Source organism: Akkermansia muciniphila, assembly GCF_900184965.1.
GTDB classification, from domain to species: domain Bacteria; phylum Verrucomicrobiota; class Verrucomicrobiia; order Verrucomicrobiales; family Akkermansiaceae; genus Akkermansia; species Akkermansia muciniphila_A.
Map to the genome: position 1 here is coordinate 37,042 of NZ_FXYA01000003.1, position 16,963 is coordinate 54,004.

Below are 16,963 nucleotides of genomic sequence, written 5' to 3' on the forward strand. Positions count from 1 at the left end.
TACAAAACCGTTTTCATTCTGACGGGATTCCCGGTCGCTTGCCTCTTCCTCTGCATAAGTGGCTCGCCCCTACGGAAAACCGCCGTTCATTCCGCTCATCTTCCTGCCGGCGGATAAGACGGGAAACGCCTGTTGAAAGAATCTGCAGGGAGAAAGGGTATTTGGTTAGGCAGCTCGGCAACCGCGTCTTCGGAGAACCTGCATCCACCTGAAAGACGGAACATGAGCAGCCGGTTTTTCACCTTAAAACAAAAACAGCATCGAACAACAGCTTCTCTCATGTTGAAAACGCAGCATCCGCCCATTCCCCCAGGCAGTGAAAAACACCACTACCACATTCTTGACGGCTTGCGCGGCGTGGCCGCCATTGTCGTCGTATGGTTCCACATCTTTGAAGCCTACGCCACCAGCCATGTGGACCAAATCATCAACCACGGCTACCTGGCCGTCGATTTCTTCTTCATGCTTTCCGGCTTTGTCATCGGCTACGCCTACGACAACCGCTGGAAAACGATGACGACCCGGGAATTCCTCAAACGCCGCCTTATACGCCTACAGCCCATGGTGGCGATAGGAGCGCTCATCGGCGCGCTCATCTTCTATTTCCAGGGCTGCCCCGTATGGGACGTATCGCAGGTGGCGGTCATTTCCCTGTTCGCCGCCACCTTCGTCAACATTCTGCTCATTCCGTCACCTCCCGGCATGGAAATCCGGGGTCTGGGAGAAATGTACCCGCTCAACGGCCCGAGCTGGTCCCTGTTCTTTGAATACATCGGCAACCTTCTTTATGCCCTCTTCATCCGGAAACTCTCCACACGTTCCCTGGCAATACTGGTTGTCGCGGCCGGATGCGGCCTTGCCTCCTTCAGCTTCTGGGGCCCCAACGGAGACATATGCTCCGGATTCTCCATGACCGGCACGGAATGGACGGGCGGCTCCCTGCGCCTGTTGTACTCCTTCTCAGCCGGGCTGCTCCTGTTCCGGCTGTTCAAACCGTTCAACGTCAAAAATTCTTTCTGGTTATGCAGTCTGTCTCTTGCCATTCTGCTGGCCGTTCCCCGGCTGGGAGGACAAAATGCTTTCTGGATGAACAGCCTCTATGAAACAGCGTGCTTCGCGGTATTTTTCCCGCTCATCCTCCTCTTCGGCGCTTCCGGCAAAATTACAAATCCCTATACGGATAAAATATGCCGTTTCCTGGGCCACATCTCCTACCCCCTGTACATGGTGCATTACCCGTTCATCTACTTGTACTATGCATGGGTGAAAAACGAAAAGCTTTCCTTCCCGGCCTCCCTTCCCGGGGCTCTGGCCGTCGTCATCGGAAGTATCCTGCTGGCCTGGCTCTGCCTGAAACTCTATGATGAACCGGTCCGTAAATATTTGACGGCGCTGTTCTTAAAAAGAAAAGTCCTTCCAAAGAAAACTCCCGTCATTCAGGAAAACGGTCTTCCGCAATAATTCCTCGCCTTCCGGTGGAGAGCAACAAAGGCGGGACAGCGCATAAAACTTCGTCGCAAACAAGATATCCGGCTCTTGTTTCACCGTTGCAAGGATAAACAAACCGCCATATCCTTTCTCCGCTCTTTCAAACAATAAAGCGGAAACACCGCTGTTCAGGCAAATCCGTTATTCCCGCATCAAACCGACCGGAATAAAAAATGGAGCGGATGATGGGATTCGAACCCACGACATCAACCTTGGCAAGGTTGCGCTCTACCCCTGAGCTACATCCGCTTTAAATGAGCCAGCGAACCGGAAACGGCCGCTGACGGATTTATACGCCTGTCTCGGGAAAAAGCAACCTTTATTTTGTCTATTTCCTCATCCGCATTCATCCCACGCTCTGCCGAACTGCATCAAAATGCGGCTTATCAATGAAATTCTCTCGTCAGACGCAAGGACGCATTCTATGCTGTGACGGCATGAAAGAACTCCTCATTACCCTTATTACGCTGGCAGGCCTGTTTATCGGCGTATATTACCATGATTCCCTGGTGGGCGGAGGACAGGAAGACCAGCAGCAGAAGACGGAAACTTCCGTCTCTGAGCAATAATCCCCGGCAACCATGATCCCGGCTCTCCGGCTCCCCTGTTTTTCCGCCATTCTCTGCGGCACGGCATTACTGGTTCCGCCAGCTCCGGCACAATCCGCTGATGGAGCCGGCCTCCTGGCTTCCACCCCGCAATCCATAGAAGACTTGCGGCAAATTGAACACCGGCTTCAGCAAATGCTTCCCCGGGTACTCCCCGCCCTGGTCTGCATTGAAATCAACAACGGCAGCGGCTCCGGCATCCTGGTTTCGGAAAAAGGCCTGGTTTTTTCAGCGGCCCACGTCGTGGACAAAAAAGGCACTACGCTCAAAATCATCCTGCCGGATGGAACGTGCCTGCCTGGAAAAACTACGGCGCAAAACAGTAATTCGGATGCAGGCATGGCCAAAACCACGTCCAAATTGAACAGGGACCTGCCCTGCGTGGAAAAAGCGGAAGAAATGCCTCGTGTGGGGGACTGGGTATTCGCGCTGGGGCACGGCGGAGGTCTGGATCGGAAACGCGGCCCGATGGTGCGCCTGGGAAGGGTGGTTTCCCTCAAAGACGGCGTCATTCAGACGGACTGCAAGTTGATTCGCGGAGATTCCGGCGGACCTCTTTTCAATCTGGATGGAAAGCTGATTGGCATTCACAGCCGGGTCGGTTCCGGTCTTGAAGACAATCTTCACGTGCCCATGAAGGATTTCGATGCTCTGACGGAGGAGGCAGCGGAAGAAAAGCCCTCCCTGACGCCGGCACCGGAACAGGACAGCCAGCCATTCACCCCTAAGCTATCATGAAATGTTCTTTCTGCGTCTGCCTGTCTCCCCTGGCCTTCTTCCTGTTTCATCCCGCTCTGGCGGCAGGAAACAGCGGGAGCCTGGATTTTGAACAGAGAATCAACGGAAAAGCCGTTCTGAAAATCATCGAACCCATCCGCGAACGTCTTCAGGACTTGAGCGCGGTTTTCTTTTCCGGTCATGATGTTGTGATTTACGGCATTGTGCTTAGCCCGGACGGCTATATCGCCACCAAGGCCTCGGAACTCCATTCCTACAGGGATCTGACTATCCGGGTAGGTTCTTCCAAATATGGGCAGTTCAGGGAAATTGGCTCGGACCCGTCCACAGACATCGCGGTAGTGAAAGTGGAAGCCTCAGGCCTGCGCGCCCCCGGCCCCGTCAGCAATGATGCAGCCATGGGAACTCTGGTGGTAAGCAACGGTTCCACCACCCGTACTTCCAGACGGCCCCAGCTGGGAACCCTTAGCGCGGCGCGGCGCCCCATCCCGAATGGAGATACCGCCTATCTGGGCGTCGTCTTCGGCGCCCCCTGTTCCATTCAGGAAGTTATCAAGGACGGACCCGCGGCCCAGGCCGGAGCCATGGCCGGAGATGAGATTCTGACGGTGGACGGCACGCCCATTACTGCGCTGAATGCCGTTTCCCCCATCCTGTCCGGGAAAAAAGTGGGGGAAAAAGTGACGCTGGACGTCAAACGCAAGGATAAAAGGTTATCCTACACCATCACGCTGGGTTCCAGACGTCAGGCCCTGGGAGAAAACGTTCCTGAGGATTCCAATGACCTGATCAGCGGCGGCTTCAGTAAACGCAGGGATGATTTTCCTATGGTCCTCCAGCATGACACCCCTTCCCGGTGCACGCTGATGGGAGGCCCGCTGCTCAACCTCAAAGGGGAACTCATCGGCATGAACATCGCCAGAGTGAACCGGGCGGAAAATTACGCCCTTCCCGTCAGCCTGGTGCAGAAAAGCGTGCAAAACATCCTGAAAAACGCGCCTCAGCCGGAAAAATAACTCAGGGAAATACCGGAATATCTCCTTTTTCCCGTACAGGAGAAGCAGCGCATTTGCCTTTTCCTGTTCCCTGCATGGCTCCCAGGAAACCCGGACGGATTCACATGCCGGGAACGTCAGCGGCATCCGGAACCGTCTTGGGCTTCACGGTAGGATCATAATGGACGGCTCCCGTCACACGCACGCTGCCGTCCGGGAGAAAGATCATGGAGGGAGCTCCCACCACCTTTTTATAGTACTGGAGCTTCTCCATCGTTCCCCGGTAGTTGATGCGGGAATACGCGCTCAGCATGGGAGTAGTTGGGAAGAAGACATGGACATTCGCCTTGCCGTCCACCATGCACTGCGGACGCGTGGTCCCCAGCCAGTCCCCGATGCACACGGCATTGTAGGCCACTCCCGTATCCGGATCCTTCGTCTGCACATACAACTTCTGGATCCCCCGCACGGCAATGGTGCAAACGGAAAAAGTGCACCGCTTGGCACTGGCTGGAATAGCTACGGTCTGGGACCACATGGGCGTTCCCGTCCGGACGGCAAACAGGGATTTCTGGGAAGCAAACATGTCCTTCTGGTTGGGCATTTTGACAACGGCCTGCACATGGTAGTTGCCCTCACGGGACAAGTCATAGAAATGGCGCAGATCAATCTTGCGGGAAACGCTCATGCCGGCCGGAACCTTGAGAGGCGGGAACAGCGCAAACTTGGACTGTGGGAGCTCCGTCCCCGCAGTGGAATGCTCCACATGGATATCCAGCCAGGAGGAATATTCCCGGCTTTTCAGTTCCACGGGCACGCCGGAATTGTTGGTAATGGTCAGCCTCATATACATGGCTTCCCCGCTGAGGAAGGTCTTCTTTTCCGGAACGACTTTCACGTAAATCTGGGCCAGGGCCCCGGACGCGCCCAGCAGGGCCAGCAGCATGGCAAGGATATGTTTCATGATATTGGTATGTTAAGTATTGTTATTAAACAAGTCAGCGGACATCCCGCACGATTCTGAACCCCAGGTTGTCCCGGCTTTCACCGCGGGAGCGCAGGTATTCCACCCGGTTGGAGATGCCGGGTTGCCTCCAGTCTCCGCCGCAGGCCACCGGCCCCGGAGGCTCCTTCACGCGCGCAGGATCCTTTTCCATGGAAGAAGTCCATTCCATCACGCCGGAAGCCATGCCGCATACGCCGGTTTTTAAATCGTAATCATTGCTGTATCTGTCAATCACCAGCGTCTTGTCACCCTTTTCACCCGTTTCCATCATCTTTCCCAGGGCCATCCATTCCCCACGCTCAGGCAGGCGGTAGCGCGGTTCTCCGGGGGCCACGGGCTTCCATCTCGCATACGCCCAGGCATCCCAGAAAGTAACGTTGACGACGGGAGAGCGGGGCGTTATTTTCCTGCATTTCCATTTGCCTCCCGGCATGGAAGCCGCCTTCCACATAGCCTCCCAGTCCCGGGGAATATGGGAGGCAGTCCTCTTGTCCGGCTGGTCCGGATGGGAATATTCCTCCCTCAGCTCCGGAGTAAGGCGTGCCCACTGTTCCAAAAACAGACGGTAGGATTCCAGGGTAATTTCATGGGCCCCCACAATCAGCTCCCCGCCTCCGGGAAGAGTTACGCGGACTTCCGTATGATCGCTGGCGGAAAAATCGGGATAATGTTTAGGAGACGGAACATGGGGGCAGGATACGGTTTCCTTTTCCCGGGGGAATAACAGAAGAACGGCAGCCGCGGCTATTCCCGCGCCCAGCAGGCCCGTTCCGGCCCAAAGCAGCCGTTTTCCGGCTTTTTCGCGGGATTCCGCGGGGACGGTATAGCGGTGGGTGGTCACCCGGGGGGAAAGCCCCAGCTGCTCACGGACCGCAGCAACCAGCTCCATAACCTGGTCCCATTGCATCGGCTTTCCGTTCTGCCCTTCCCTCATCCATTCCAGCAGGGTGCGCAGCCGCGTGGTTCCGGGCACATCCGGCGTCACCAGAGGCGGCAGGTCAACGCCCAGGCGCTTCATCTGGGTTCGGGACATTTCTTCGTGAAAGTCACCGGGCACGGCCGTATTCATCAGCCGCACGGAGGACTTGTCATCCAGGAAAATGTGACGCGGCTCCATGATATTGAAAGCGGTCCGCAGACGTTCATACCTGCCGCACATATTGCCAACCGTTTCAATCACTTTCAGCAAATCCTTCATGGACAGGGTCTGCCCGCGGTCCAGCAAGGCCTGGAGGGACGCGCCTCCCAGTTGTTCGCTGGTGACGAACCAGTATCCCTGGGCCTGGGACGCTTCATAGACGGTGCCCAGCACCGGAGCATTGATGACGGCGCGCGTGCGGGCCTTCATCAGGAAATCCTCCACGCCTACCCCCTCCGGATTGCCCGGATCCAGCAGCTCCAGGAACACGGAACGGTCCATGCCCTGCTGGATGGCCTGATAAAGAATCCCACCGCGCGTGCGGCCAATGAATGCCACCAGCGTGTAGTCGCCAAAATTGTGGGGAAGGTCAAACATGGACAAATCAGGCATCAGGGAGGCAAAAGGGATTCATAAGAATCAGAAACCGGAGCCGCTTCTACAGGGGGAAGCAAGCCGCCGTCATAAATCTCGGGCAGGCCGGAAGGAGAACTCTGATTCATCTGTTCCAGTAAAAATAGCACGGGCGGGGAAGCATGGCAATCCATCGGTTCTCCCTTGTAATACAATTTAGCGGTATATCCGTAATACTTCAGGCTTCCATAAGCGATCGTCTCTTCTTCCGTCAAAGGGGGCATGTAGTAGGTTATTTCCATGATTTCCTCACCGTCCGCCCAATCCGCAGGTTCCGTAACGCATCGGGAAGAAGGTTCGGGCGCGTGCGTCTTTTCCACTTTCTTCCCATTCACTTTGTCAAAAAACTGGACAATGACGCGCAAATCCTCCGGCCTGACATTCAGGCCGTCCTTCATCAGAATAGGCACCATCAGCTTGACGCGCTCCCCGGCGGGGCATTCCGGATCCCGGTATTCCAGAATAGTGCCGAAGGACATATCCCCCCGCAAATCCGCCGGGCTGGAAAAGCCGGCCTGGAGGTGCCGCGCCGCACGCGCAAAATATTTTCCCGCCTTCTCCCGCTGGGTATATACTTTCAGAAAAAACTCCCGTGACTTATCCGCGTTCCTCAGCCATTCATAGGTGAGTCCGTAATAATAAAGCACCACCGGATTATCAGGTTCCAGCCTCATGGCCTGCTCCAGCTTCACGACCGCCACTTTAAGGTCTCCTTCAATCTGGGCGTACCGGGCCGCCTTGACAAGCTCCGCCACTTCCTCCGTCATGGGGGGCATCACATCATCCGGATTCTCGGCGGGAAGGGATGCCCCGCTGGAGGCGCCCCCCCCTCCCGCAACAGCCGCGGCAACCGGAACTGAATCGGCTGCCGGATCTGACAAATCGGCTTCCCGGAGCATTTCTTCCACGGAACGGGGCTTTTCAGAAGGGGATGCCGGAGCGTTCACCCTATGTGCCGTCTCCTCAGCCGCTCCATCCTCAATGGCTCCGCCCGGGCTCTCCGGTTTCTCCCGGGCCGGAACGGGGACAGGCTTTTCCACCACTTTTTCCACCACCATGGTACGGACAGACAGGCTGAAAGAAACGCCCACCATCAACAACAGGACAAACGCCAGCCCCCCCAGCGTCCAGCAGGCGACGCAAAACGCGCGGTCATTAGCGCCCTTTTCCGGTGGAAGAGACCCGCTCATACGGCACGTTCCTCGTCCTCTTTCCGGGCAGGCGACCCGCCGGCATCGGGAATCTCTTCATAATCCACTATTTCTCCTCTGTAGAGAGACAAAAGAGCCTTCATGAAATCTTCCGCGTTATGGGGAGAATCCTCCTTCCGGAAACCGCCGTAAGTCAGACCGTCCAGCCTGATTCGGGCGCCTCCGCATTCCGGCTTCAGCGTCGCTATGGCCAGCCCTTTCAGTTTCCATCTGCGCAAATCCAGACGGGCAATGTCATCCACGCGGAAAACCACCCCGGCGGCCGTCACCTCTTCCCCGTTCAGGGACATTTTCCTGCCGCGCGTTCTCACCAGGAAAAACAGAGCCACCATGGCAAGCGCCATGCAAATGCACCCGGCCACCCACTGCTCAAAAATTTTGGAGGCGTCATACGGGTGATCCACCGGCTTGATGGGATAGTGCTTCTCTCCGGAATAGGATTGCCACGCAGCGCTCCAGCCCTTGCCGGGAGCGGACATCAGACTGTAATCCGCCAAAATGGCAGGCCACGGCATCGCGTTCCTGTCCACGTCGGAAGGGATCTCGTATCCCTCCGGAAATTTCACGGTGCGCGCCAGAACAATGCGCTCCCAGTCCTCTGCAGACGCCCCTTTTCCGCTCACCTCGCGGTCAAACACGGCTCCAGCGTCCACGAACGCCTTGTGCATGAAAAACTCCAGATTTTTTTGAGGGTATCCGGTGGACGCATCATAATAAAAATACACTCCGAACCCCAGAAACATGAGAGCCATGATAACCGCCCTGCCGGTAAACCACATGGTCGGCTTACATTCTACCGTGTCAGACTGCATGTTTCCTACATACCAGCAAATCCATGCCTTTGACCATAAAAAAAAGCTCGCCTCCTCCACCTTTGCGGGAACGGGGAACTTCCTGCCGGGAAAGCATCCGGAAAATCTTTCCCTGCCTTCTTCTTGGCTTGATTTATTTTGTGAAAGTTAAATAATAGCACGCGCAGGCGTTCCCCGCTCCGGCAAAAAGGAGTGGAAACGTTGCAATCCCTTACGCCGGCCTGCATTATTTTTTCCGCATATGAGACCAAGTCACCCTCAATACCGCCGCATGGACGCCGAACCCGGCTACAATTCCCAGGCAGACGACCAGATGGACGCCGATATGGAACAGGCCCAGCTAAGACTGGAACAGCTGCGGAAGGAAAAGGAGGAAGTGGAAAACTCCCGCCGCCGCCTGGAAGAAAGCCACATGCGCAAAGCCAGGTTTATGGACCAGCAGAATGAGCTGGGCGACCGCATGGTCAACGCTACAGACCTCATCGGCCGGGAAGTGGAAAGCCTCCGCCAGGAAAGCAATGAACTGGAACAAATCCATATGGCGCTGACGCGCAGCCTGAAAATGCTCAGCACCGTGCGTCCGGACGAATGGCCTATTGAAAATACGGACAACCTGATCAACCAGGGCCAGCAGGTCATTGACCGTTGCGAGGAGGAATTCGCGGATGCTGTCCAGCAGTGCGCGCGCATGCAGCATACCAAAGTGCTCACCGGGGTGCGCCGCTCCAGCAAAGTGCGCATCAGCTCCCGCGAATTCATGACCCAGTTCCTCCAGGGCCTTTCCTTTCATCTTCCCCTGCTCCTGATTGCCCTCATCATTCTCTTTTTCATCTGGATTTTCAGCCCTTCCGCATCATGATTAAAAGAAAAACCAAACGCCGTTCCTCAGAACTGGCAGAACTGGATCGCGCCTCACGGGAAATTGAGAGCCGCATCCAGGAATTGGAAGCCTCTCTCAAACGCCCGGCCCAGCAGACCCGCATGCGCCTGGACCGCAATACCATGCCGCCTCCCGACCGCGTTCGGGAAGGTAACCAGAACCGGGCTCTGCGTGCCGTAGTGGCCCGTGACGGGCGCGCCACCAACATGAGGCGAGAGCTGCGTGAAAACTTCATGCTGCTGGGCCTGCTGGTCTGCGCCATCGCCGCCTCCTTCTGCTGGATCGTCCGTCTGCTGGAACAGCAGTAGGAGGACCCTGTCCCCCTCTTTTCCGCACCTTTCCTATATTTTATACCATGAGCACGCCCCAAATAGACGTAGCCTACATTGCCAAACTGGCGCGCATTGATCTGACAGAGGAAGAAACAGCCCTCTTCTCCAAGGATCTGGACAAAGTCCTGGCCTATATCACCAAGCTGGAATCCTACGATGTCACGGGCATCGCCCCCATGAACCATCCTCTCCCGGCAATGGATGTCATGCGCGAAGACATTCCTGAAACCGGCTTCACCCAGGAAGAAGCCCTCTCCAATGCTCCCCAGCAGTCCCAGGGACAGTTCCGCACACCCAAGGTGGTGGAATCCGCCTGATCTTCCCGTCTCTTTTCACGTTTCAACCGTCTTTACCTTTTCCCTCCCATGTCAAAAATTCAAGGCACCCTGGCCCAGTGGCGCGACCGTCTGCGCCGCAAGGAACTTTCCCCTGCCGAACTGGTCAACCTGACGGCGGACGCCATCGAGGCGGACCGGACAACCAACGCCTATATCTCCTTTGACCGCGAAGCAGCCCTCCGGGCCGCGGCTGGGGCGGATATTTCCAGCCCCCTGGCCGGCATCCCCATCGCCGTGAAGGACAACATCAATGTCCTGGGCCAGCCGACGCGCTGCGCCTCCCGCCTTCTTTCCCCTTATGTTTCTCCCTATGACGCCACTTCCATCCGCCTGCTGAAAGCAGCGGGCGGCATCCCGCTGGGCCGCACGAACATGGATGAATTCGCCATGGGGGCCAGCGGAGAAAACTCCGCTTACGGCATCACGCGCAACCCGAACGCCCCGGACCGCATCCCGGGCGGTTCCTCCAGCGGCTCCGCTGCCGCCGTCGCATCCGCTACCGCCATTGCCGCACTCGGTTCGGACACAGGCGGCTCCATCCGGCAGCCGGCCGGGCACTGCGGCATTGTGGGCCTCAAGCCCACCTACGGGCGCGTTTCCCGTTACGGGCTGGTGGCATTCGCCTCTTCCCTGGACCAGATCGGCCCCATGACCCAAACAGTCGAAGACGCAGCCATCCTGCTCCAGGCCATCTCCGGACACGACCGGAAAGACTCCACATCCGCAAACTGCCCCGTGCCGGACTTTGAAGCCGCGCTGGGCCGCGACGTCAAAGGGCTGAAAGTGGGCATCCCTTCGGAATACTTTACCTCCGGCAACCATCCGGGCATTTCCGAGGCAGTGCAAAACACCGTGAAACAGCTGGAAAACCTGGGTGCGGAGCTGGTGGAAATCAATCTGCCCCACGCGGACGCCGTCGTCGCCGCCTACTATATCATCGCCTGCGCGGAAGCGTCTTCCAACCTCTCCCGGTTTGACGGCGTGCGCTACGGCAAGAGAGCGGAAGACGCCGCCGGACTGGTGGAACTCTTCTCACGCACCCGTGAAGAAGGATTCGGGCCAGAAGTCAAGCGCCGCATCATCCTGGGCACCTACGTGCTCAGCTCCGGTTACTATGACGCCTACTATTCCCGCGCTCAAAAAGTCCGCTCCCTGGTCGCCAGAGACTTTGCGGAAGCTTTTTCCAGGGCGGACATCATCGTAGGCCCTACCTCTCCCGCGCCCGCTCCCAAAATCGGAGATTCCGCGATGGACCACCTCCAGACCTATCTGGCGGACATCTACACAATCCCCGCCAACCTGACCGGCCTCCCCGCCATGTCCATTCCCTGCGGAACCGTTAAGGAAAACGGCATGGAACTTCCCGTGGGCTTTCAGATAATGGCGCCCCATTTCCGGGAAGACCTCCTGTTGAAAACCGGATTTGCCCTTGGGAAATAATAGGATTTTTTCAACGTAAATGCCCGGCATACTGTCTTACTGCTATCAAGAATCATGGATACCCGAGAATTCAACGAAATTATCGCCGCGAACTCATCGTGGATTTCTGCTCTCAGAACGGAGGTCGGTAAAGTGGTCATCGGCCAGCAAGCGCTTGTGGACAGATTAATACTCAGTCTTCTCTGCAAGGGGCACGTTCTGCTGGAAGGCGTTCCCGGCCTTGCCAAGACGCTTTCCGTCAAAGCCATGGCGGGCACGCTGCATGCACAGTTTGCCCGCATCCAGTTCACTCCGGACCTTCTTCCGGCGGATTTGCTGGGCACCATGATCTATAATCCGGAAGAAAGGCAGTTCACAGCCAAAAAAGGCCCGGTCTTCGCCAATCTCATTCTGGCGGATGAAATCAACCGCGCCCCAGCCAAAGTGCAATCCGCCCTGTTGGAAGCCATGCAGGAACGCCAGGTGACCCTGGGCGAAACCACCTACCGCCTCCCGGATCCCTTCCTGGTGCTCGCTACGCAAAACCCGATTGACCAGGAAGGTACCTACCAGCTCCCGGAAGCCCAGCTTGACCGTTTCCTCTTCAAGGTGCTGGTCACCTACCCAACGCGCGAAGAAGAACTTCAGGTTCTGGACCTCATGGCCAGCTCCGCCAAACCGCCGGAAACCTCCCCGGTCACCACGCCTGAGCAGGTGGCTGCCTCCCGCGATCTGGTAAACCAGATTTATATTGACGACGCCGTGCGCGGCTACATCGTGGACCTGGTGCGCGCCACCCGTTTCCCGGAAACGGTGGACGTAAAGCTGCGCGGTCTCATCCGCGCAGGGGCGTCACCCCGCGCTACCATCAACCTGGCTCTGGCCTCCCGCGCCAATGCCTTCATGCACCATCGTTCCTTCGTCACTCCACAGGACATCAAAGACCTGGCCCACGATATCCTGCGCCACCGCATCCTGCTTTCCTATGAGGCTGAAGCGGAAAACATTTCCACGGACGACGTCATCGACCACATCCTGACGAAAGTTCCCGTGCCGTGACGGCAGGAGGCGCACGCTTCCGCATCCGCCTTGATCCTTCAGACCCCGAGGGGCGCCTTGCCGAAACCTGATTGAACCCAAACAGGGAGAATCATTTCATGGATAAAGCCTCAGACATTCTCAAGCGCGTACGCCGCATTGAATTGCGCGCCAGGCATCTGGCCACGGAAAACTTCGCCGGGCAATACCAGTCCGGCTTCCGCGGGCAGGGGCTGGACTTTGACGACTTCCGGGAATACATGCCGGGGGACGACCCCCGCTTCATTGACTGGAAAGTGACGGCCAGGATGAACTCCCCATTTGTCCGCCGTTTCCGGGAGGAACGGGAACAGGCCGTCATTCTGGCGGTGGACGTCAGCGGCTCCATGCATTACGCCTCTTCCGCGGCCCGCGTCTCCAAGCTGGACTATGCGGCGGAAGTAGCGGCAGTGCTCGCTTTCAGCGCTGCCCAAAGCGGGGATAAATGCGGTCTCCTTATCTACGGGAACAGCCGCTCCCATTACATCCCCCCGGCCAAGGGAGTGAAGCAAACCCTGCGCATCGTCCGCGAAATCGTAGCGAGCAAAAACGATGGGGCCGACCAGAACATTTCCGATGTAGCCCGGCAGCTTGTCCTTTCCCAGAAAAAAGCGGCCATGGTCATCATGATCAGTGACTTCTGGGGCGAGACCAACAAAGCCGCCCTGGGGCAACTCAACTTCAAGCACGACTTCATCCCCATCCGCATCGCAGACCCGATGGAACTGCATTTGCCTGACGCCGGGCGCGTCATCCTGAAAGACCCGGAAACCGGAAAAAGCATGTTCCTGAACCTTTCCCGCCAGGATGTCCGGGAAGCCCACGCCAACGCCGTGCATCTGCACCGTGAAAAATGGACGCAGGATTTCCGCCGCCTGGGCATCGACTTCCTGGACTTTCAGACCACGGAAAACTTCATGCCTCCTCTCCGGGCCCTTTTTGCCAGAAGATCCCGTAAATTTTCACGCTAATCCTTCTCTCCGCCAGCCATGCCGACACCTGTCACCATCCAGCCCCCCCCCTCGGCCATTCCGGAACCGCCGGCGTTTCCCTCCCTGATGGAAACACAATCCCCGGACGCCTATTTTCAAGCGGGCTTTTGGGATGCGTGGGGCATCTGGGTCATATTGGCCTTCATCCTGCTGGCCGTCGCCATCGCCGTCATCGTGCTCATTCGCAGGAAAGGACGACTCCCCGCCGCGCCGCTCAGCCCGGCGGAAACCGCTATCCGGGACATCTCGGCGCTCCGGAACACGCATCCCTCCCTCAGGCAGGCCGCCGTGGAATTTTCCCTGATCCTCCGCAAATACCTGGTGGGAGAAACCAAAGACCCGGCGCTATATGAAACCCAGCAGGAATTCAACCGCCGGGCGGATGCGCTCACCGCGCTGCCTTCCGAACTACAGGCCCCCACGCGAGATTTGCTGGACCGCATGGCTTCTCTCAAATATGAACCGGACACCCCGGAAAATGATTCCATGGTCAACGAATTGGCGGATGCCACAGTCCAACTCATCAATGACATAGAGGCGGACGCCCACCGGACGAAGGAAGAAACGGACCTTGTCGTCAAAAAATCTTCATCCCGCCTCAACCAACGCTAGCATACCATGACGGAACACTTCCAATTTGCACAACCTGAATGGCTCTATGCCCTACCCCTCATCTTGTGCCTCATCATCCTCCGCCGCAGGCGCGGGGCGGAAGGCTCCATCACCTATCCTACCGTGCGTTTCATCGCTTCCCTGGCGCGCGCGCCGCAATCCCTGGCTGGGAAAATAGGCGCCCTTTGCTTCGTTCTGGCGGCTGCCGCCATCGCCATCGCCCTGGCGCGCCCCCAGCATGTGGAAGACAAAACCTTTCGGACAGTCAACGGCATCGACATCATGATCGCCTTTGACCTTTCCTACTCCATGGAAACGCCGGACATGGTTCTCAACCGCATGCCCATCAACCGGCTGGTAGCCGCCAAACATGTCATCACCCAATTCGTTGACAGCCGTCCGGACGACCGCATCGGCATCGTGGGATTCGCCGGGAAAACCAAATCCTTCTGTCCGCTCACGCTGGACCACGCTCTGGTCAACAGCATCATCAGGGATTTCCATCCGCGCATGATCCAGGCGGACGGCACGGCCATCGGCTCCGCCATTGCGGCGGCGGCCACCCGGCTGGACGACCGCAAGGACACCAAATCAAAAATCATCATCCTGGTGACGGACGGCGCCTCCAACTCCGGCCAGATATCCCCGCTGGTAGCGGCGGAAAACGCGGCCAAGCTGGGCATTAAAATTTATACCATCGCCGTGGGCACGGAAGAAGGGACCCTGGCGAACGGCATGGTGGTGCAAAGTGAATTTGACGAACCCACCCTGCGGAAAATAGCCCAGCTCACGGGCGGAGAACACTTCCGGGCCACCAACATGGCATCCTTCAATAAAGCGTTCACCTCCATCGGCAAGCTGGAGAAAAGCGAGGCCAAAGTGCAAACCGTCCGCCACATTGAAGAATACTTCATGTACTTCCTTGTAACGGGAGCCGCGCTGACGCTTCTGGGCCTCTCCCTGCAAGTGCTTAAACCGGCGCCCGCCCCGTAACACGATCTTCATCCGTCATGACTTTCCTTTATCCCAACGTTCTGTACGCGCTCATTCTCCCTGCCCTGCTCGCGGCGGCGGCCTGGTGGCTGTGGCGCCGCCGTTCCAGAAAATGGGAAGTGCTCGTCTCTCCGGAATACCGGCGGGAACTGGTTCACGCTCCGGCCACCTGGCACCGGGTGCTCCCCGTCATCTTTGCCGTGCTGGCATCCATCTTCGCCATCCTCTCCATGGCGCGTCCGGTGGACGGCTACACGGAGGTAAAGGAAATTCCCAAATCGCGCAACATCCTCATTGCTATTGACTGCTCCCGCTCCATGCTCAGCAAGGATGCCTCCCCGACCCGCCTGGGAAGAGCGAAAACCGCCGCTTACGACCTGCTGGACGCCCTGCCGGGGGACAACTTCGGCATCATCATCTTCTCCGGGGACGCCGTCCTGCTCATGCCCCTTACCCATGACCATAACGCATTAAAAGAAACCATTGAACAACTTCAATTCGGCTGGGTTTCCCAAGGGGGAACCAACCTGGAAAACGTCGTGCGCCTGGCCCTTCAAACTTTCAAGCGGGACAAGGAAGCGGACGCCAAAAACGCCCTCGTCATCCTCAGCGACGGGGAAGACACCGTCAACATCACCTATAAGACGGCGGAAGCCGCACGGCAGCACCAGCTTATCATCGTGACGGCGGGCATCGGCACAACCATCGGCACCACTATCCCGGATGAACAATCCCCCTCCGGCCTGTACCGGGACCGTCGCGGCCAACACGTCGTCTCCAAGCTCAATCCGGAAAGCCTGCAATACCTGGCCAGGCAAACGGAAGGCCAGTATGTCCAACTCTCCGACGGAGCGGCGCTGAACCGCTTCGTCAAGGACATCGCGGACCGGCTGGACGCCACGGAAGGCAGGGAAGAAGTGCGCCGCGTGCCGAATGACCGCTACATCATCTTTGCCGTTCCGGCCCTCATCTGCCTGATCCTCACCCTTCTGGCGGGAACACGCTGGCGCTCCTTCCGCCGTTCCGGGCGCCGCGGTATGACGGCTCTGGCTGTTGCGGCGTTGTTCTGCGCCGGACTGCTGGGACCGGAAGCGCGGGCGGACATGCACGCCCTGGACAATGTTACGGATTTGATCCGCACGGGAAAAACGGAAGAAGCCGTCAAGTACATTGATGAAATGCTCGCTGTCCCCGACCTGGCGGAAGAAACACGCCAGGCCCTGGAATTCGCCAAAGGATGCCTGGCACAAAAAGCTGATAACCCCAAGGAAGCCGCGGAGGCTTTCTCCCAGGCGCTTCTTTCTCCCAAACCCGCGCTCCAGGCGGATTCCCACTTCAACCTTGGCAACCTGGAAGCCGCCCAGGCCCGCAAAACCATGACCTTCTCCAAGCCGGAAGGGGAACAGCAGCAGGCCCGGCCCTCTTCCATTGACGACCAGATTAAGGAAATTGATGCCCGGCTGGCAAAAATACCCGTTGCGAAAAAACATGTTAAGGAAGCCGTCAAGCGCTTTGACGACGCGCTCTCCGCCTATGGTTCCCATGAAGGAGCAGCATCCAACAAAGAGGAAATGCTCCGTTATGATCAATCCCTGGACGAATACCGCCGGCAGCTGGAAGAGTTAAAGAAGAAATTGGAAGAAGAAAAGAAAAAACAACAGGACCAGAACAAGGACCAGAACAAGGACCAGAACAAGGACCAGAACAAGGACCAGAACAAGGACCAGAACAAGGACCAGAACAAGGACCAGAACAAGGACCAGAACAAGGACCAGAACAAGGACCAGAACAAGGACCAGAACAAGGACCAGAACAAGGACCAGAACAAGGACCAGAACAAGGACCAGAACAAGGACCAGAACAAGGACCAGAACAAGGACCAGAACAAGGACCAGAACAAGGACCAGAAC

Annotated in this window: 18 protein-coding genes and 1 tRNA gene; 14 read left to right on the forward strand and 5 right to left on the reverse strand. The window is 57.5% G+C overall.

Annotation, left to right across the window (positions count from 1 at the left end; all coding sequences use genetic code 11):
• Window positions 1-279 precede the first annotated feature (279 nt).
• Entirely contained in the window at window positions 280-1,461 is a 1,182-nt protein-coding gene (locus CI070_RS00855) for an acyltransferase family protein (RefSeq protein WP_094136248.1), read from the forward strand.
• A 201-nt stretch (window positions 1,462-1,662) separates the two neighbouring features.
• Here the strand turns inward: CI070_RS00855 and CI070_RS00860 are convergent.
• A tRNA-Gly gene (locus CI070_RS00860) sits at window positions 1,663-1,737 on the reverse strand.
• Between the two features lie 188 nt (window positions 1,738-1,925).
• Between CI070_RS00860 and CI070_RS14010 the strand changes: the two genes are divergently transcribed.
• The 3 genes from CI070_RS14010 to CI070_RS14015 are packed head-to-tail and all read left to right on the forward strand — an operon-like array spanning window position 1,926 to window position 3,850.
• Window positions 1,926-2,057, forward strand: a complete 132-nt coding sequence (locus tag CI070_RS14010; RefSeq protein ID WP_256943693.1) for a hypothetical protein — start codon at window positions 1,926-1,928, stop codon at window positions 2,055-2,057.
• Window positions 2,058-2,069: 12 nt separating this feature from the next.
• Window positions 2,070-2,834, forward strand: coding sequence for a S1 family peptidase (locus CI070_RS00865; RefSeq protein WP_094136249.1), 765 nt, complete (start codon window positions 2,070-2,072; stop codon window positions 2,832-2,834).
• Complete coding sequence (locus CI070_RS14015) at window positions 2,831-3,850, forward strand: PDZ domain-containing protein (protein ID WP_094136250.1); 1,020 nt, start codon at window positions 2,831-2,833, stop codon at window positions 3,848-3,850. The genes CI070_RS00865 and CI070_RS14015 overlap by 4 nt, the downstream gene beginning before the upstream one ends.
• A gap of 100 nt (window positions 3,851-3,950) precedes the next feature.
• Here CI070_RS14015 and CI070_RS00875 read toward each other — a convergent pair whose 3' ends face one another.
• From CI070_RS00875 to CI070_RS00890, 4 genes are read right to left on the reverse strand one after another with little or no spacing between them, the layout of a single operon-like run.
• Window positions 3,951-4,793 (reverse strand): hypothetical protein, encoded by an 843-nt coding sequence (locus CI070_RS00875; RefSeq protein WP_094136251.1) that lies wholly within the window; start codon window positions 4,791-4,793, stop codon window positions 3,951-3,953.
• Between the two features lie 34 nt (window positions 4,794-4,827).
• Window positions 4,828-6,366 (reverse strand): SUMF1/EgtB/PvdO family nonheme iron enzyme, encoded by a 1,539-nt coding sequence (locus CI070_RS00880; RefSeq protein ID WP_094136252.1) that lies wholly within the window; start codon window positions 6,364-6,366, stop codon window positions 4,828-4,830.
• On the reverse strand, window positions 6,366-7,577 hold the full coding sequence (locus CI070_RS00885) for a tetratricopeptide repeat protein (RefSeq protein WP_094136253.1): 1,212 nt from the start codon (window positions 7,575-7,577) through the stop codon (window positions 6,366-6,368). The genes CI070_RS00880 and CI070_RS00885 overlap by 1 nt, the downstream gene beginning before the upstream one ends.
• A complete protein-coding gene (locus tag CI070_RS00890; protein ID WP_143245587.1) occupies window positions 7,574-8,350 on the reverse strand; it encodes a hypothetical protein in 777 nt (258 codons plus the stop codon). Before CI070_RS00890 ends, CI070_RS00885 begins: the two co-directional genes overlap by 4 nt.
• Here CI070_RS00890 and CI070_RS00895 point away from each other — a divergent pair.
• The 10 genes from CI070_RS00895 to CI070_RS00940 all read left to right on the forward strand — a co-directional run.
• Entirely contained in the window at window positions 8,349-8,561 is a 213-nt protein-coding gene (locus CI070_RS00895) for a hypothetical protein (RefSeq protein ID WP_143245588.1), read from the forward strand. The genes CI070_RS00890 and CI070_RS00895 overlap by 2 nt on opposite strands.
• A 120-nt stretch (window positions 8,562-8,681) precedes the next feature.
• Window positions 8,682-9,269 carry a hypothetical protein gene (locus CI070_RS00900; protein WP_094136256.1) on the forward strand — a complete coding sequence of 196 codons (588 nt, stop codon included), beginning with the start codon at window positions 8,682-8,684 and terminating at the stop codon, window positions 9,267-9,269.
• Complete coding sequence (locus CI070_RS00905; protein ID WP_094136257.1) at window positions 9,266-9,598, forward strand: hypothetical protein; 333 nt, start codon at window positions 9,266-9,268, stop codon at window positions 9,596-9,598. Before CI070_RS00900 ends, CI070_RS00905 begins: the two co-directional genes overlap by 4 nt.
• Before the next feature lie 47 nt (window positions 9,599-9,645).
• Window positions 9,646-9,939, forward strand: a complete 294-nt coding sequence (gatC, locus tag CI070_RS00910; protein WP_012420815.1) for an Asp-tRNA(Asn)/Glu-tRNA(Gln) amidotransferase subunit GatC — start codon at window positions 9,646-9,648, stop codon at window positions 9,937-9,939.
• 48 nt (window positions 9,940-9,987) lie between these two features.
• Window positions 9,988-11,400, forward strand: a complete 1,413-nt coding sequence (gene gatA / locus CI070_RS00915; RefSeq protein ID WP_094136258.1) for an Asp-tRNA(Asn)/Glu-tRNA(Gln) amidotransferase subunit GatA — start codon at window positions 9,988-9,990, stop codon at window positions 11,398-11,400.
• 54 nt (window positions 11,401-11,454) lie between these two features.
• Complete coding sequence (locus tag CI070_RS00920; RefSeq protein WP_094136259.1) at window positions 11,455-12,438, forward strand: AAA family ATPase; 984 nt, start codon at window positions 11,455-11,457, stop codon at window positions 12,436-12,438.
• A 98-nt stretch (window positions 12,439-12,536) separates the two neighbouring features.
• Window positions 12,537-13,427, forward strand: a complete 891-nt coding sequence (locus CI070_RS00925) for a DUF58 domain-containing protein (protein WP_094136260.1) — start codon at window positions 12,537-12,539, stop codon at window positions 13,425-13,427.
• An 18-nt stretch (window positions 13,428-13,445) separates the two neighbouring features.
• Window positions 13,446-14,060 (forward strand): DUF4381 family protein, encoded by a 615-nt coding sequence (locus CI070_RS00930; protein ID WP_094136261.1) that lies wholly within the window; start codon window positions 13,446-13,448, stop codon window positions 14,058-14,060.
• 6 nt (window positions 14,061-14,066) lie between these two features.
• On the forward strand, window positions 14,067-15,053 hold the full coding sequence (locus CI070_RS00935) for a VWA domain-containing protein (RefSeq protein WP_094136262.1): 987 nt from the start codon (window positions 14,067-14,069) through the stop codon (window positions 15,051-15,053).
• A 17-nt stretch (window positions 15,054-15,070) separates the two neighbouring features.
• Window positions 15,071-16,963 (forward strand): vWA domain-containing protein (locus CI070_RS00940; RefSeq protein ID WP_094136263.1); only part of this gene is annotated, 1,893 nt, incomplete at its 3' end.

Coding starts and splice junctions, on each gene's coding strand:
- CI070_RS00895 (WP_143245588.1), top strand. CDS start 8,349: ATGATAACCGCCCTGCCGGTAAACCACATGGTCGGCTTACATTCTACC.
- CI070_RS00930 (WP_094136261.1), top strand. CDS start 13,446: ATGCCGACACCTGTCACCATCCAGCCCCCCCCCTCGGCCATTCCGGAA.
- gatA (WP_094136258.1), top strand. CDS start 9,988: ATGTCAAAAATTCAAGGCACCCTGGCCCAGTGGCGCGACCGTCTGCGC.
- CI070_RS00920 (WP_094136259.1), top strand. CDS start 11,455: ATGGATACCCGAGAATTCAACGAAATTATCGCCGCGAACTCATCGTGG.
- CI070_RS00900 (WP_094136256.1), top strand. CDS start 8,682: ATGGACGCCGAACCCGGCTACAATTCCCAGGCAGACGACCAGATGGAC.
- CI070_RS00855 (WP_094136248.1), top strand. CDS start 280: ATGTTGAAAACGCAGCATCCGCCCATTCCCCCAGGCAGTGAAAAACAC.
- CI070_RS00865 (WP_094136249.1), top strand. CDS start 2,070: ATGATCCCGGCTCTCCGGCTCCCCTGTTTTTCCGCCATTCTCTGCGGC.
- CI070_RS00925 (WP_094136260.1), top strand. CDS start 12,537: ATGGATAAAGCCTCAGACATTCTCAAGCGCGTACGCCGCATTGAATTG.
- CI070_RS14010 (WP_256943693.1), top strand. CDS start 1,926: ATGAAAGAACTCCTCATTACCCTTATTACGCTGGCAGGCCTGTTTATC.
- CI070_RS00880 (WP_094136252.1), bottom strand. CDS start 6,366: ATGCCTGATTTGTCCATGTTTGACCTTCCCCACAATTTTGGCGACTAC.
- gatC (WP_012420815.1), top strand. CDS start 9,646: ATGAGCACGCCCCAAATAGACGTAGCCTACATTGCCAAACTGGCGCGC.
- CI070_RS00875 (WP_094136251.1), bottom strand. CDS start 4,793: ATGAAACATATCCTTGCCATGCTGCTGGCCCTGCTGGGCGCGTCCGGG.
- CI070_RS00935 (WP_094136262.1), top strand. CDS start 14,067: ATGACGGAACACTTCCAATTTGCACAACCTGAATGGCTCTATGCCCTA.
- CI070_RS00905 (WP_094136257.1), top strand. CDS start 9,266: ATGATTAAAAGAAAAACCAAACGCCGTTCCTCAGAACTGGCAGAACTG.
- CI070_RS00885 (WP_094136253.1), bottom strand. CDS start 7,577: ATGAGCGGGTCTCTTCCACCGGAAAAGGGCGCTAATGACCGCGCGTTT.
- CI070_RS00890 (WP_143245587.1), bottom strand. CDS start 8,350: ATGGCTCTCATGTTTCTGGGGTTCGGAGTGTATTTTTATTATGATGCG.
- CI070_RS14015 (WP_094136250.1), top strand. CDS start 2,831: ATGAAATGTTCTTTCTGCGTCTGCCTGTCTCCCCTGGCCTTCTTCCTG.